Below are 16,915 nucleotides of genomic sequence, written 5' to 3'. Positions count from 1 at the left end.
TCCCTCTCATTCTAAGAAATCAATCAAAGGAAGAACTTCCAAAAAATCCCTCGTATCTACATGACAAGCTATCTCTGCTTTTACGACCTCTTTGGCACAAAAGGCTATACCGTGGCCTGCTGTCTTTAACATCAAGAGGTCATTGGCACCATCACCGATAGCAATCGTTCTTTCTTTGGGTAGTTCTAATTCCTTTCTCCATTTCTCAAGAGTAGCATTTTTTACTTGACCTGTCACAATTTCACCAACTAATTTTCCTGTTAAAAAACCGTCTTTGACTTCCAACTGGTTAGCAGAGAAATAGGAGATACCAAGGGATTTTGCTAATCTCTCAACGATTGGTGTAAAGCCACCAGACACTAAACCGACGAGGATGCCATTCTTTTGGAGAATGGAGATAAATTCCCGAGCATTCTTGGAAAGATGAATGGATTTGAAAACTGTATCAAAGACCGAAATCGGAAGCCCTTTTAACAAAGCCACTCTTGCTCTTAAACTTGTTTTAAAATCCAGTTCACCTCGCATTGCCTGGCTTGTAATTTGCGAAATTTCGGCTTCGCAACCTGCTTCTCTTCCTAAAAGATCAATCACTTCCTCTGCTATCAGGGTGCCATCAACATCCATGACACAGAGCCCCATTACTTGAGTCATCACTTCTCCTCTTTTCTAAACAGCCCAAAAATCGTATGAAAGAATCATACGATTTTATCTATTAGTTGACTAAACTATGGTACAAGTCCAGGTAAGATTTGCAGGCTGTATCCCATGAGAAATCGCATTCCATAGCTTGTTTTTGTAGATTTTTCCAAACGTCCGGCTGGTACTTATAAACATCCAAGGCTGTTTGGAAACTCCAGTTAAGCCAGTAAGGTGTTAAATTGTCAAAGCTAAATCCAGTACCAGTTCCTTCGATAGGATTGAAGGATTGAACCGTATCACGCAAGCCACCCACTTCATGAACCAATGGTAGTGTTCCATAACGCATAGCCATCATTTGTGACAAGCCACATGGTTCAAAACGACTTGGCATGAGGAAGAGATCACAAGCTGCATAAATTTCTTGAGCGAGCTTGACGTCAAAAGTGATATTTGCTGATAGTTTGTCAGGATAGACTTGCGCAAACCAGGAGAAGGAATGTTCAAAAGCCGGGTCACCTGTTCCTAAAAGGACTATTTGAACGTCCTCTTGTAAGAAACGATGCAAGCTCTCTACAACAACATCAAAGCCTTTTTGACGGGTCAAACGAGAGACAATCCCAACTAGAGGAACATCTGCTCTCACAGGTAGACCAACTCTCTCTTGCAATTTTGCTTTGTTTTGTGCTTTTCCTGACAAGTCATCCTTATCAAAATGATAGTCTAAAAGCGGGTCTGTTTGAGGATTATAAAGATCTGCATCGATACCATTGACAATACCTGAAACCTTACCTGACTCCATGCGAAGAATCTGATCCAAGCCACAACCGAACTGGCTAGTCATAATCTCATGCGCATAGCTAGGAGATACGGTTGAGACACGATCCGCGTAGAGAATACCTGCTTTCATCCAGTTAAGACAGTCATTCCAACGAAGGGTTCCATCAGCATACCGTTCAAATCCTACACCGAACAAATCCCACAACATTCCTTCAGAAAATTGACCTTGGAATTCCAAATTATGAATAGTTAAAACGGTTCTGATTCCTTGATATGCCTGAATCCATCTGTATTTTTCCTTCAAGAGAAAAGGAATCATAGCGGTGTGATAATCATGGGCATGGAGAATATCTGGAATGAAATCAATTCGCTCCATGGCTTCAAGAGCAGCCAGTTGGAAGAAGGCAAAACGTTCACCATCATCGAAATCTCCGTAAACATGACCTCGGAAGAAATAAGTTTGATTGTCTACGAAGTAGAAGGTAACACCATTCAAGACGGTCTTCTTAATACCACAGTACTGTCTACGCCATCCCACACTCACTTCAAAGTGAAGAACATCCTCAATCTGGTCGCCGAACTTAGCCTCTACCATGTCATAGTAAGGTAAGACAACCGAAACTTCATGCCCTGCCTTTACCAGTGATTTGGGCAGAGCGCCAATGACGTCTCCCAAACCACCTGTTTTTGAAAAGGGCGCACCCTCTGCTGCTACGAATAAAATTTTCATGAATGAATATCCTCTGTAACTTTTTCGCCTTTTTTGACTACAACTGGGTGTTCAGCAGTACCGCGAATAACGACACCGTCAGCAACTTCAACCCCTTTGTCCAAGATGGCATATTCAACTTGGGCACCTTGACCAATCACAACACGAGGGAATAAAACGCTGTCCTTCACCACACTATCTTTGTGAACATAAATATTACGAGATAGGACTGACTGAACTACTTCACCCTCAATGATACTACCAGAGGCAAACTGAGAAGTACTTACTTTTGAAGTATTTGCATAGTAGGTTGGTTCTTCATTCTTAACCTTGGTATAAATCTTTTGGTTAGGTGAGAAGAGAGAGTAGAATTTTTGAGACTCCAACATATCAATATTGGCTTGATAATAGGATTGAACGGAGTGAATATTGGCTAGATAGCCCGTGTATTCGTAAGCAAAAGCACCTTCTTTTACAGCTAAATCGCGGAGTACATAGCGTAATTTTTCTGGATATTCTTTTTGAACTTCTTCTTCAAGTCGTTCAATCAACCACGGAGTATCAACGACGAATATATCTGTAGACATGTTGAAAAGTTCATCTGTTGATTTGGCATCAAAAAGTTTATGAGAAAGAACATGGTCTGTTTCATCCACTTCCAAGATGGCATTAACATCTGAAATATCCTTTTTAGGTAATTTCTTATAAACAACTGTAATCGGACGACCGGCAGTAGTATGTAAATGGAATACTTGATTGAGGTCAATATTCACCACGATATCACAGTTAAGTGCAACCGTCTGATTTGATCCTGAACGTTTCAAATAAGTGAGAAGCTGTTGGTAATATTCTTTCCCAACTGTGCTACTTTCAACACTCGTATTATAAATACCTAGATAGTAGTGGCTGAGAAGGGTAGATAAGCCCCACTCACGTCCTGAACGAATGTGGTCAAAGACTGAACTGATATTGTCTTGTTGGAAAATTCCAAAGACACTACGAACACCAGCATTTGCAAGGCTAGAAAGAGGGAAATCAATTAAACGATATTTTGCTCCAAATGGCAAGCTAGCCACCGGACGGTGTTCTGTTAACGTTGACATATCATGAAAACCAACTGTGTTTCCTAAAATGGCTGAATATTTATCAATCTTCATCTGATGCTACCCCCACTACTTCATTGTATCCTACTACTTGTACTTCGTCTGTTCCATCAATTTCGACACCTTCAGAAATAACAGCACCCTCACCAATAATGGCACGTTTAATTTTTGCACCTTTTCCGATAATGGCACCACTCATGATTACAGAGTCTACTACTTCAGCACCCTCACGTACTTGCGCTTCTGTTGAGAGAATGGAATGCTTAACAGTTCCATCCACGAGACAGCCATCCACAACTAAAGAATCTTCTACATGAGCGTGTTTTCCAATAAAGTTTGGTGGTGAAATCAAGTTCCGTGAGTAGATTTTCCACTGACGATCACGACTATCCAAAGCGTTGTTTGGATCAATGTATTCCATATTGGCTTCCCATAGAGATTCAATCGTACCAACGTCTTTCCAGTAACCCTTGAATTCATAAGCATAAACACTTTCACCAGACTCAAGGTAGTTTGGAATAACATTTTTACCGAAATCTGACATATCTACCTTGTTCTTTTCAGCGGCTACTAGCATGTTGCGTAGACGTTTCCAGTCAAAAATATAGATTCCCATAGAAGCTTTAGTAGACTTAGGTTCTGCTGGTTTTTCTTCGAATTCGACGATACGGTTATTGGCATCTGTATTCATGATACCAAAACGGCTAGCTTCCTTTAGAGGTACGTCTAGAACAGCTACAGTCAGACTGGCATTGTTATCCTTATGTGATTGGAGCATATCATCGTAGTCCATCTTGTAGATATGGTCACCAGAAAGGATCAAAACATACTCAGGATTAATACTATCAATGTAGTCGATATTTTGGTAGATAGCGTGACTGGTCCCTTCAAACCAACGGTTTCCCTCACTCGCAGAGTAGGGTTGAAGGATAGAAACACCTGTGTTAATACCATCTAGTCCCCAGCTAGAACCATTCCCAATATGGTTGTTCAAAGCAAGAGGTTGGTACTGCGTAATAACACCAACATTATGAATCCCAGAGTTTGCACAGTTGGAAAGAGCAAAGTCAATGATACGGTAGCGCCCACCGAATTGCACTGCCGGTTTGGCAATGCTTTGAGTGAGTTTTCCGAGACGTGTTCCTTGCCCACCCGCAAGGATCAAAGCTAGCATTTCATTCTTCATTTTCTACTCCTTTATAAAGACATGTGAACGTTAAAATCGAAAGAAGGTCGGAAGTCAAACTTTTTATAAAAATAATAGGAAATCCATTTCTCTTGTGTTTCAAGTCCAATACAAGTACATCCGTTTTTAAAATATTAAAAATTGTAATCAACAGCCTGCTATTCTTTTTTCTTAGCTGGTTTCAAACGACGCTTGATCTTCCAAATGCTTGCTCCCATAGCAGGCAGGGTGAAGGTCAAAGTCTGCTCGTAATCTTTCCATAAGCCTTCTTGAGTCTGAACTGTTTGATTGTGTTCTTTCCACACACCTCCCCATTCTTCTAATTCTGTATTCCAAACTTCTTCGTAAATACCTGCAACAGGTAACCCAATCGTAAAGTCTTTACGTTCAACTGGTGCCATATTAAAGACACAGACTAACATTTCGTCCTTCTTTCCCTTACGAATAAAGGAGAGAACACTCTGGTCTCTATTATCCGCATCAATGATTTCAATGCCGTCATAACTAGTATCAATTTCCCAAAGACAGCGATGCTCTTTATAGAATTGATTGAGTTGAGAAGTGAAGTACTTCATCTTAGCATTCATTGGATCTTCCAAGTTAGACCATTCTAACTGCTCCTCAGACTTCCACTCGAGGAATTGCCCGTACTCACTACCCATGAACAACAGTTTCTTACCTGGATGACAAATTTGATAGGTGTAAAGATTGCGCAAACCGGCAAATTGGTTATAGCGATCTCCCCACATCTTATGCATCATACTCTTCTTGCCATGAACCACTTCATCATGTGAGAAAGGTAGGAGATAGTTTTCATTGAAAACATACATAAAGCTGAAGGTCACAAGATTAAAATCATACTTGCGATAAATTGGATCTTCCTCGTAGAAACGGAGAATATCGTTCATCCAGCCCATATTCCATTTATAGTCAAAGCCAAGACCACCCATTTCTTTCATGCCAGTAATCTTTGTTGCTGATGAACTTTCTTCTGCAATCATCATGATATCTGGATGAGCTAACTTAATCACTGTGTTTAAACGTTGAAGGAAATAATAACCTTCATAGTTAAGGTTTCCACCGTCTTTGTTTGGAGTCCAAGGAGCATTATCATAATCTAGGTAAAGCATATTGCTCACTGCATCGACCCGAATACCATCTAAGTGGTAAAAATCAATCCAAAATTTAATACTTGAAATCAAGAAAGACTGGACCTCATTTTTCCCGAGGTCAAAATTCAGCGCACCCCATCCATAGTTGTGAGCCTTGTTGTGATCTTGGTATTCAAAAGTTGGTGTGCCGTCATAATATGCTAATGCATCATCATTAATAGTGAAATGGCCTGGCACCCAGTCTACGATAACACCGATATTATTTATATGACACTCTTCAACGAAATCTTGGAATTCCTCAGGTCTGCCATAGGAATGTTCAAAAGCAAAGTAACCCATAAGCTGATAGCCCCAGCTCAAGCCAAGTGGGTGAGCCATTAAAGGCATGAACTCAATATGTGTATAGTTCATCTCAACTAAGTATGGAATCAACTCGTCTTTCAGTTGCGAAAAAGTATAGGGACTACCGTCTGGATTTCTCTTCCAAGATCCTGCATGGGCCTCGTATATATTAACTGGTCTCTCGAAAAATCCCAAACGTTTGCGACGTGCTAGCCAAAGACCATCTTTCCATTTCTTTTCACGGATATTGGTCAGAACTGCTCCTGTACCCGGTCTAGCTTCAAAATAAACTGCCAACGGATCAATCTTCATAATCTGGTGACCATTTGCACGCGTGATATGATATTTATAAATCTGACCTTCCTGAGCCTGACTAGTAAAGACTTCCCAAACACCTGCTTCATTACGAACCATAGGAATTTGATTCTCGACCCAATTAGTAAAATCCCCAACTAGATGAACTGCTTGTGCATTTGGTGCCCAAACCCTAAAAGTATAGCCAATTTCTCCGTTTTTCTCCTCTCTATGTGCTCCTAAATAATGCTGGAGGTGAAAGTTTTCACCTGTAGTAAAGGTTCTTAATGCTTCTTGATTATTCATTCGATCCCCTCTCTTTTGTAAGCGTTTTCTATGATTCTATTATACACTCTTTTAAGATAACTTTCAAGTAATTTACGAAGAAAATCATATTTTTTTATGAAAGTCTTCAAAAAATTACCGAGCATTTTAAAAAAGATATCCCGAAAATAGAATACGAAACAATTTCCATATATTTTTTTATTATAATACCAGAATATTCGTTTTTTAACAATTTTAAACTGTATTTTTTTGAAAAAAATAAAATCAGGAAATCGATTTCCCGATTTTATATATTATTTCACATCAAATACAATGGATTTAACATTTGTCATCGCTTCGATACTATATTTAATTCCTTGCACTCCTGCTCCAGAACCTTTTACACCAAGGAATGGGAAATTATCTGGTCCGCGTTGTGTTTTATTATTAATATGAACGGTTCCCACTTCAAGTTTCTCAGCGATTTCAAATGCCTTCTTAAAGTCATTTGTAAAGACAGAGGATTGAAGACCAAACTCAGATTCATTGGCAATTGCTACTGCTTCATTCGCATCTGCGACACGGATAATTGGTAGAACAGGGCCAAACGGCTCTTCCCATGCTACTTTCATATCTTTTGTAACTTGGTCAAAAAGCACTGGCCATAGAAGATTGCCTTCACGCTTGATTGGTGTAAGAGCCCTAGCGCCTTTTTCCTGAGCATCTTCAATCAATCCCCAGATGAAATCAGCTGAAGCATTGTCAATAACAGGTGTGATATCAGCATTGTCAAATGGATCACCGACTGTTAGCTTAGCGACTTTAGCCTGGAGCAATTCGGCTAACTTGTCTGCTACGCTTTCTACAACTAAGACACGTTTGATAGCGGTACAGCGCTGACCAGAGTAGCTAAATGCACCACCTACGATTTGATTGGCTGCATTTTCCAAATCTGCATCTTCTAAAACGATTGCTGCATCTTTCCCGCCAAGCTCCAGCATAACTGGGCGCATACCAGCTAAACGACCGATACGCTCACCAATCGGTGTTGAACCTGTAAAGTTAATGAAGTTCACTTCCTTGTGTTCGATGATGTAGTCTCCGATCTCAGAACCACGTCCAGTGATGGTGTTAAAGACACCTGCTGGAATTCCGGCTTCGTCAAATGCTTTAGCTAGCAAGAGACCAGAAATAGATCCTTGCGTTGGTGGTTTAAACATAACAACATTCCCTGCAATCAAAGCCGGAGCAATCTTGGATCCAGAAAGGTTGACTGGGTAGTTAAATGGCGCAATAGCTAAGACAACTCCAACTGGCTCACGACGGACAACGGCTAGTTTGTTTTTACTTGCAGCTTCAAAACCGCCACCTTCCATCGCTTGTCCAGTAATACGGATACCTTCCTCAGCAGCAAAACGGATCAAATCTGCTGTACGTACTACTTCTCCAATGGCTGCTTTAATCCCTTTTGCAACCTCTTTGGCAAGAATTGTACCAATTTTTTCTTTATCACGTTCCAAAATATCTGCTGTCTTATGTAAATAGGCTGCACGCTCAACGGGTGCTAAATCACGCCACGCAGGGAGAGCTGCACGCGCAGCTTTCATAGCCTCATCTACTTCAGCCTGACTCATAGCTGGTACCGTGCCTAGTTTTTCTTGATTGATAGGAGAATAGATCGTAATCTCGTTCTCTGATAATTTCCATTTTCCATTCACTAAATTCTGATAATTTGTCAAATTCTCTTCCTCCTGAAAATGATTAAAACTTATTTTATCAAATTTTCAGAAAATTACAACCCTTTTTGTGGAAATATTGATATTTTTTTCACAAACTTGATTCTTCAAATTATTTGAATTTTATTCCTATTAGATATTGGTTTTTCAATAAAAATCAAAAAAGGCCTAGTTAATCTAAACCTTTTTAGAACATTAATTTACGAGAGTACCTTTAAGACCACGACACTGGTATCATCAATCACATTCGATTTTTTAGAACGACTATTAGACACCAGCATTTCAAGATTTCCTGCATTTTCAAAGTAGAAGGAAGTTCCCTTCGCATTAAAGACTACCAATAAGTGCTCTGGTCCACCGTGAATTTCGTAAACGATCCATCCGCTATTTTCAGCAGCTGTATGGACGAAGACATGGCGATAGACTTCTTCATATGTAGGATAGGAGAAGGCACTGGTCTGTGTTTTCAGGCGAATAATCTGACGGATAAAGTCAATGCTCTCTTGTCTCTCATTGATTAAATCCCAGTTGACTTGGTTGACACTATCTGGAGCATTGTAACTATTCATGGCACGTTCTCTATCTGCCGCAGTCAGCTCGCCATTTTCTCCAGTAGCAAGGAGTTTAGTGCGGCCAAATTCTTGCCCCAACTCTATAAAGGACATCCCTTGCATAAGAATGCTCATCGCTGTTGCTGTCTCAACTTGGCGCATAATCTTATCTAAACTGTGATCTGGATGAAGGGTCACCAACAAATCATGCAAGTTGTAATTATCATGGGCTTCCACATAGTTAAGGACTTGGTTTGGACTAAGATAGGAACCCAATTCCCGACTACCAAGAATAGCCTTAGCTACAATTGATTCTGTAGCTGCACCACTAACAAATCCTGCCTTGACTGCACCATAAACTTCTCCTCCTTTAACCGCATCTCGCTGATCATCATTGAAGAATCCAATATTTGGCATCTGATAGGCGTTGTCCTTCTTGGCCTTATCATAAGGTGCAAGACCTGTCCCCATATCCCAACCTTCTCCATAAGTGATAATACGTGGATCAACTTCATCAAGTGCCCAACGAATTGCCTGCATGGTTTTAACATCGTGAATTCCCATCAAGTCAAAACGGAAACCGTCAATATTGTATTCTTTCACCCAATAAAGGAGTGAGTCAATCATATACTTGCGGAACATTTCGTGTTCACTCGCGGTTTCATTTCCTACTCCTGTGCCGTTTTGGAAGGTTCCATCTGGATTCATACGATAGTAATAATCAGGAACAGTTGTTTGGAAAGGTGCATCAACTGTTGAGAAGGTATGGTTGTAAACGACATCCATAATGACACCGATTCCTGCATCATGATAAGCCTGAATCATTGTCTTGAGGTCTCGAATAACTTGTCCAGGATCATCTGGATTGCTAGAGAAACTCGTTTCTGGAGCATTGTAGTTTTGAGGGTCATAACCCCAGTTATAGGTTACATTTCCATCCTCATCATATTCCTTATGGCGATCAAAGATTGGTTGAAGTTGAACATAATTACAACCGAGCGCTTTGATATAGTCAAAGGCAGTTGTTTGACCATACTGGTTAACCGTTCCAGTCTGGGCAGCCCCAAGGAAGGTCCCTCGAAGGTTTTCTGGAACTCCAGATGTCGGTGATTTTGTAAAATCACGAATATGCATTTCACAGATAACTGCTTTACATGGATTTTCCAAACGCCAAGGAGCATCTGTCCCATGTTTAACTTCGAATCCTTCTACCTGTCTATCTTGCTGAGAGAGAATGACGGAACGTTTTCCATCAGGACTTGTTGCAGTTGTATAAGGATCTCGTGTCAAAGTCTGGTGGTGCGGAAACTCAACCTGGTACTGATAAGCTTTACCTGCAAGATTTTCATCTAGATCTACACTCCAAAGACCAATAGTATTGTACTTATGACTGTATGAATAGCTATTCCCACGCTCTAGATTAAAGGTTTTCCAAACCGGCGCATCTTTGCTGGTATTTTCATAGACAACCACTTGAACCGCTGTAGCTGTAGGAGCCCAAAGTTTAAAGCTTGTCTGGTAGTCTGAGATACTATACCCCAACTCTCCTTGGTATCCCCAATGATGATCAAAACTCTCACTGTGAAAGGCTTTATCAAAAGCAAAAGGGTTTTGATCTTTATAGAAAGGACTTGCAATGGCTGGATTTTCAGAATAATAAACTGTCTCATCACCATCTAAGATCCAAACCTCAGTCAACAGTGGATAATGGTTAAACCGTAGGAGATAGTCTTTTGCCTTTCCATCTATTTCGACAGAAAAGGTCAGAGTATCGAGCCTTTCTGCACTTATGACGGTAAAGGAGAATTTGGCTCCAAAATAGTCATTTTCATAATACAAATTTTCTTTAATATCTGCCTGTTTTCTACTGAATGAACAGGCATCATAATCTCCATTTTTTCGGTGAAAATGGATGACTACTGGGTATCTATACATTTCTTTTCCTAATTCCTAATTCCTAATTTCAATTTTTTTATGTGGTGCTGAAGAATTTAGCGGGAATTTCAGCACAATAGAGAATAGCCTTAATAGATATAAAAATACATCAGGAGAGATAGTTTCAGACTATCTAACATCTAGTTTTCAACTATTCTTTACAAACTTTCTAGCCAAGCTTCATCTCGAACTTCGATACCAAGTTCTTGTGCTTTTTGGAGCTTGCTTCCTGCATCTGCTCCTGCTACGACAAGATTCGTTTTCTTAGATACACTGCCTGTAACTTTGGCACCAAGACTTTCGAGTTTACTTTTGGCTTCAGAACGTGTGAGACGTTCCAATTTTCCAGTTAATACAACGGTCAAACCTGACAAGACCGCATCCGCTACTACTGTCTGTCCTTTGTAGTCCAGATTAACTCCAGCTTCTTTCAACTCGTCTAGGAGAATCTTCGATCCTTCTGTAGCAAAATAAGTCTGAAGGCTTTGAGCAATCACACTACCCAAGCTCTCGATACTTGCTACTTCCTCTGGGTCTGCTTGGGCTAGATTTTCAATAGAGTGAAAGTGTTGGAGCAAGAGTTGGCTAGCCTTGCTTCCGACATGGCGAATTCCCAAACCGAATAAAAGCTTTTCAGCAGAGTTTTCCTTGGATGCTTGAATGGCCTGATACAGTTTAGAAGCAGACTTTTCCTTGACGCCTTCTAAAAGGAGGAAATCGTCTTCATTCAAACGGTAAATATCCGCCACATCCTTAACTAGATTAGCAGCAAAAAGCTTTTCAACGATAGATGGACCAAGTCCTGTAATATTCATGGCATCTCGAGAGGCAAAGTGAATCAAACCTTCCATGATTTGGGCAGGGCAGCGAGGATTGATACAACGTAGAGCAACCTCATCTTCAAAATGAAGTAACTGACAGTCACAGCTTGGACAGTTAGTCGGAATATCTAGTTTTTCTTCAGAAACACGCTTGGACTCTACCACACGCAAAACAGCAGGGATGATGTCTCCAGCCTTATAAACGATAACCGTATCGTCCTTTCGGATATCTTTTTCAGCAATATAATCTACGTTGTGGAGAGTTGCACGACTGACGGTTGTCCCAGCAAGCTGAACTGGTGTCAGATTGGCAGTTGGCGTGACAACTCCAGTACGGCCAACTGTCCAATCAACTGAAAGGAGTTGGGCTTCTTTTTCTTCAGCAGGAAATTTATAGGCAACTGCCCACTTGGGCGCTTTAACGGTAAAGCCAAGCTCTTCTTGACCTGCAAGGTCATTGACCTTGATTACCACTCCATCAATGTCATAAGGTAAATTATCCCGTTCTTGTCCAACTTCTTGGATGAAATTCCATATCTCATCCATGCTTTCAGCCAGAATTCGCTTAGAATTAACCACAAATCCAAGCTGTTCAAGATGCTTCAAGACCTTTTCTTGGCTATCACGAGTAGAAGGGCTTACTTCTTGATAGAGGAAAGTCGCAAGATTACGCTTGGCCACTACTGCGGTATCCAACTGACGGAGGGTTCCTGCAGCTGCGTTACGAGGATTAGCAAATTCAGGCTCTCCATTTTCTTGGCGAGCTTGGTTGACTTGATCAAATGAAGTGCGTGGCATGTAACACTCTCCACGGACAGTGATATCAAGTTCTTCTGGCAAGGTCAAAGGAATGTCCTTGACGCGCTTGAGATTTTCGGTGATATTTTCACCAACAGAACCATCCCCACGTGTGGCACCAACAACCAAAATCCCCTTTTCATACGTAAGCGATATAGACAAACCATCGATTTTCAATTCACAGATATAGGTCGGTTGGGGTAATTCCTTTCGAACACGCGCATCAAAAGCTTCTAACTCTTCACGTGAAAAAGCATCCTGCAAACTATAAAGAGGATACTGATGACTGTATTTTTCAAAACCGTCTAAAACCTTACCACCAACACGATGGGTCGGACTGTCCGCTAAAACTTGATCTGGATAGGCAGCTTCCAACTCGACTAACTCTCGGTAGAGGCGATCATACTCGCTATCTGAAACCGAGGGGTTATCACTTGTATAGTACTCGGTTGCATAGCGATTGAGTAAGGCAACTAACTCATTCATTCTTTCATTCATAATATTATTTTACCACAAATGAAGCCCTCCTCACAATAGAGAAGGGCTGAAAAATGGTTCGTAGTGAAATATTTTCTAAAAAAATAGAAATTAGGACTCTTTTTCAAAATGACTTCGTACATAAATAAGGGATAGACAAGACAGGATAACAACTCCACTTCCGATTATCAGGAAAGAAGAGAGATGTACGCTTGGCAGCACCGTCATAAAGCCTTTTGCAATCGGCATAAATAGAATGGCTAAAGTAAAAATTGTACTTAATACTCTACCCAAATATTCACTTTCAACCTTGGTTTGAACCTGAGTAAAAAAATGAATATTAAAAATTGTCATAAACAGTTCACAAACTAAATTTCCCGAAAAGGAAAGAAAAGTTGGCAGTGGTAACCCCATCACAAAAACTCCAACTCCAGTCAAAACCAATAGAATCAAAAGATTATAAACACTTGCCTTTATTTTACTAGCTAGAAGAGCTCCGATAATCGAACCAATTGCCCCCATAGTCAAAATACTTGCATAAGCTCCTTCTGCCCCGTAAAGCCGATTTGAAAAGGGGAGGAGAAATTCAAAAGCTGCAAAAAAGAAATTAACACTGGAAGCTACTAACAAAAGGAAAAAGATCTCTTGCTGGCGCCAGATATAGCCAAGTCCTTCTTTCATATCAGTAAAAATATTTTTCCAACTAAAACTCTTTTTCTCATATACTTGGATTTCTTTTTGGTGAAGGAGAGCCACTAGACCAAACGCGATGAAAAAACTAATAGCGTCTAAGACAAGTGTCATATGGAGGCTGGCAAATTGTAAAACAATGAAGGAGAGCACAGGAGAACTTACTGCAACAACCTGCAAGACTAACTCTAAACGAGCATTATAGGTTACAATCTCGTCTTTCTCTACAACCTCAGTTATAATGGCTTTATTAGCCGTGCGAGAAAATGCAAAGGCAACCGCCTGAACAATATTAGCAAAAATCAAGGCAGCAATCATCAAGCTATCATTTCTGATGAAAGAAATCGCTAAACAGAGAATGCCGCAAATCAAGTCAGTCGTCATTAAAATTTTGCGACGCGAAAAGCGATCTGAAATCACTCCACCAAAGGGATTGACTAAAATAGATGTAACCAACTCAGAAATTTGATAAATCCCAAGAACAGTCTGTCCTATCGTCCCCATTGAGGCTAACCAAACACTATTTCCATAATCATAGAGCATATTTCCTATCTTATTAATAGCACCACGACTAATCAACTGTACTGCATGTCGATTCATATAAAAAGCTCCTCTCAAATTTTGAAACTATTGTATCAAAACTGAAAAGAGTCTCTTCGCTTTTCCCTTATTTGGGAAATTTAAGGATTTATAAATTTTTCATAATGTTCCTGATAATAGGCCACTTGCTCTGGAAGTCCAAGTACTTCAAAAATATGCATGGCTTCCTGCATCTGACAACAACCCTCTTCTTTCAAGTCTCTCTGGTAGAGGGCAAAACCCTTTAGATAATGAAAGATATTGCGCTCATAAAGCTTGATACCATTTCCAATCAACTTCTCCACATAGCCCTCAAAATAGTCCGCATCCGCAAAGGAACGGTTCTCCAAACAATGCTGGTAACAGTTAAGAGCTAAAATCAAAACGAGTTTTCGATGGCGACCAATTTCTTTATAGTACTCCTCTCGCTCCATGACTTCTCTGCCAATCCGAGCCACATAGTCCACATTGTAGAAAGTATAGAGATTGCCAAAAAGGATCAACTCATACATGGTCCATTCTTCTGTTTGGAAAAGATAATCCGCCACCTTATCCAAATCACTCTGTTCCATACTGTAACTAGTATCTCTTTGACAAATAAGGCCTTGTAGCAGAATCCGATTCAGCTCAAAATAGAGGGGATTGGTCGAACTCTTTGCTTTCTCAAGCTGTTCCTTTTGAAGCTTTTGAAAACCTGCAATATCATTTGAGTAGTAAAGCGGAATAATCTGTGCCATCAAGGCAACATGTTCATGATTTTGAAAATCCCTAGCCTTGTCCATGAAATTTTCAATGGTCACATGAATATTATCCAAAATCTCAAAGAAACGAGAAACTGCTAGATCAGACTCCCCAAGCTCGAAGCGAGATAACTGAGAGGTTGAACATGATTCACCTGCCGCCTCTTTCAAAGAGTATTTCCCACTTGTTCGAAATTCACGAAATACCTTTCCAAGATGTTCCATTTCTTACACCTGCTCCGATAATTCTTCCCACTCAAGCATAGCCTCTTCCTCACGCCGGCTAATCTTATCAAGTTTTGCTTGTAATTCCATGAGTTTTTCGGCATCGTTGATTTCCAGCATTTGTTCAGAAATGGCTTGACTTTGAGTTTCTAACTCTTCGATTTCAGCCTCTAAACTCTCGATTTGGCGCATGAGCTTACGGGCTTCTTTTTGACTTTCTTTCTGGGCTTGGTAGTCATTAACTGAACTTGCTTCTTTTACTTGATTACTTGTTGAAGTTTCTTCTGTCTGGCTGACTTCCATTTCAGCCTTTTTATCAACATAGTAGTCATAATCTCCAAGGTAGAGGGTTGAGCCATTCTCAGACAATTCCAAAACATGAGTGGCCACACGATTGATAAAGTAACGGTCATGACTGACAAACAGCAAGGTACCGTCAAAGTCAATCAGGGCATTTTCTAGCACTTCCTTACTATCAATATCCAAGTGGTTGGTCGGCTCGTCAAGAATCAAGAAGTTATTGTTTTCCATTGAAAGTTTGGCAAGCAATAAACGAGCTTTCTCGCCACCTGACAGCATTCCAACCGATTTTTTAACATCATCTCCTGTGAAAAGGAAGGCACCGAGGCGGTTGCGGATTTCAACTTCTGGTGTCAATTTAAAATCATTCCAGAGTTCATCGAGTACAGTATTACTAGGTGTTAACTTGCTTTGAGTCTGATCATAGTAGCCAACCTCAACATTGGCACCAAAACGCTTCTCTCCCTTGATAAAAGGGATCTGGTCTACTATCGACTTGATAAAGGTTGATTTGCCAATACCATTTGGTCCGACAATCGCAACAGCGTTCATCTTACAAAGGTCTAGGTTGATAGGTTCTGACAATATTTCCCCATCATAGCCAATAGCAGCATTTTCAACAGTCAAAACGACATTTCCTGACGTTTTTTCAGACTGGAAGGTCATATTGGCTGCTTTCTTACCAGCTTCAGGCTTGTCCAAACGCTCCATTTTTTCCAGTTGCTTGCGGCGAGATTGAGCACGTTTGGTCGTTGAAGCTCGGACTAGATTGCGATTGACAAAGTCTTCTAGAGCCGCGATTTCCTTCTGTTGCTTTTCATAGTTTTTTGCTTCAGTTGCTAGCTTTTGCTCCTTTAACTCAACAAAACGAGAATAATTTCCCACATAGCGATCCAAGGAATGCTTGGTCAAATCAAGTGTAACCGTCGCAACCTTGTCCAAAAAGTAACGGTCGTGACTGACAATAATGAGGGCACCACTATAATTTATCAGGTAATTTTCCAGCCAGGCAATGGTTTCAATATCCAAGTGGTTGGTTGGTTCGTCCAAGATCAAGAGATTGGGCTTTTCAAGGAGCATTTTAGCCAGTGCCAGACGAGTATTTTGGCCACCAGAAAGCTCGTCAATTTTCATCTGCCACATAGACTCGTCAAACTTGAATCCATTTAAGATAGCACGGATATCAGCTTCGTAGGTGAAGCCACCAGCCTGACGGAAGTTCTCTGATAAACGATCATAATCCGCCATCAGTTTATCCAGATCTTCACCAGACTTTTCACCCATCTCCAGTTCCATCTGACGAAGTTGCTTCTCAGTCCGACGCAAGTCATCAAAGACGTGAAGCATTTCATCATAAATGGTATTTTCAGACTCAAAACGGCTATCTTGGGCCAGGTAAGACAGAGAAACATCTTTTTTCTTATTGATTTCTCCACTGGTCGGCTCCTCTTCCCCAACCAAAATCTTCAAAAGAGTAGACTTACCTGCCCCATTTTTCCCAACGAGGGCAATCCGGTCTCGTTCATCAACTTGCAGGTTGATATTATCAAAAAGAACCTCTCCTGCAAAAGAACGTTCAATTTTATTAGCTTGTAAAATAATCATACATCTATTTTACTATCTTTTTCTCTTTTGCA

At 40.5% G+C, this 16,915-nt stretch carries 11 protein-coding genes; all 11 read right to left on the bottom strand.

Annotated features, from left to right (window positions below; translation table 11 throughout):
- Window positions 1-6 precede the first annotated feature (6 nt).
- Complete coding sequence (gene serB, locus HMPREF9189_RS05975) at window positions 7-651, bottom strand: phosphoserine phosphatase SerB (protein WP_000195503.1); 645 nt, start codon at window positions 649-651, stop codon at window positions 7-9.
- A gap of 61 nt (window positions 652-712) precedes the next feature.
- The gene (gene glgA, locus HMPREF9189_RS05970; protein ID WP_000697322.1) at window positions 713-2,146 is read right to left on the bottom strand and encodes a glycogen synthase GlgA; all 1,434 of its coding nucleotides are present in this window, start codon (window positions 2,144-2,146) and stop codon (window positions 713-715) included.
- Entirely contained in the window at window positions 2,143-3,282 is a 1,140-nt protein-coding gene (gene glgD / locus HMPREF9189_RS05965; protein WP_000687045.1) for a glucose-1-phosphate adenylyltransferase subunit GlgD, read from the bottom strand. The genes glgA and glgD overlap by 4 nt, the downstream gene beginning before the upstream one ends.
- Window positions 3,272-4,414: a glucose-1-phosphate adenylyltransferase gene (locus tag HMPREF9189_RS05960; protein ID WP_000787255.1), complete on the bottom strand. Its 1,143-nt coding sequence runs from the start codon at window positions 4,412-4,414 to the stop codon at window positions 3,272-3,274. The genes glgD and HMPREF9189_RS05960 overlap by 11 nt, the downstream gene beginning before the upstream one ends.
- Window positions 4,415-4,572: 158 nt before the next feature.
- The gene (gene glgB, locus HMPREF9189_RS05955; RefSeq protein WP_001064536.1) at window positions 4,573-6,468 is read right to left on the bottom strand and encodes a 1,4-alpha-glucan branching protein GlgB; all 1,896 of its coding nucleotides are present in this window, start codon (window positions 6,466-6,468) and stop codon (window positions 4,573-4,575) included.
- Window positions 6,469-6,740: 272 nt separating this feature from the next.
- Complete coding sequence (locus tag HMPREF9189_RS05950; RefSeq protein ID WP_000186345.1) at window positions 6,741-8,165, bottom strand: NADP-dependent glyceraldehyde-3-phosphate dehydrogenase; 1,425 nt, start codon at window positions 8,163-8,165, stop codon at window positions 6,741-6,743.
- Window positions 8,166-8,362: 197 nt separating this feature from the next.
- Window positions 8,363-10,648, bottom strand: a complete 2,286-nt coding sequence (gene pulA, locus HMPREF9189_RS05945) for a type I pullulanase (protein WP_000286532.1) — start codon at window positions 10,646-10,648, stop codon at window positions 8,363-8,365.
- A 158-nt stretch (window positions 10,649-10,806) separates the two neighbouring features.
- Window positions 10,807-12,765, bottom strand: a complete 1,959-nt coding sequence (gene ligA, locus HMPREF9189_RS05940; protein ID WP_001005756.1) for an NAD-dependent DNA ligase LigA — start codon at window positions 12,763-12,765, stop codon at window positions 10,807-10,809.
- Between the two features lie 90 nt (window positions 12,766-12,855).
- Window positions 12,856-14,034, bottom strand: a complete 1,179-nt coding sequence (locus HMPREF9189_RS05935) for an MFS transporter (protein ID WP_001079361.1) — start codon at window positions 14,032-14,034, stop codon at window positions 12,856-12,858.
- 80 nt (window positions 14,035-14,114) lie between these two features.
- A complete protein-coding gene (locus HMPREF9189_RS05930; protein ID WP_000400525.1) occupies window positions 14,115-14,978 on the bottom strand; it encodes an XRE/MutR family transcriptional regulator in 864 nt (287 codons plus the stop codon).
- 3 nt (window positions 14,979-14,981) lie between these two features.
- Complete coding sequence (locus tag HMPREF9189_RS05925) at window positions 14,982-16,883, bottom strand: ABC-F family ATP-binding cassette domain-containing protein (protein ID WP_000584892.1); 1,902 nt, start codon at window positions 16,881-16,883, stop codon at window positions 14,982-14,984.
- Window positions 16,884-16,915 lie beyond the last annotated feature (32 nt).

The organism is Streptococcus sp. oral taxon 071 str. 73H25AP (assembly GCF_000146755.1).
GTDB classification, from domain to species: domain Bacteria; phylum Bacillota; class Bacilli; order Lactobacillales; family Streptococcaceae; genus Streptococcus; species Streptococcus oralis_T.
This window is presented reverse-complemented; position numbering and strand designations above follow the sequence as displayed.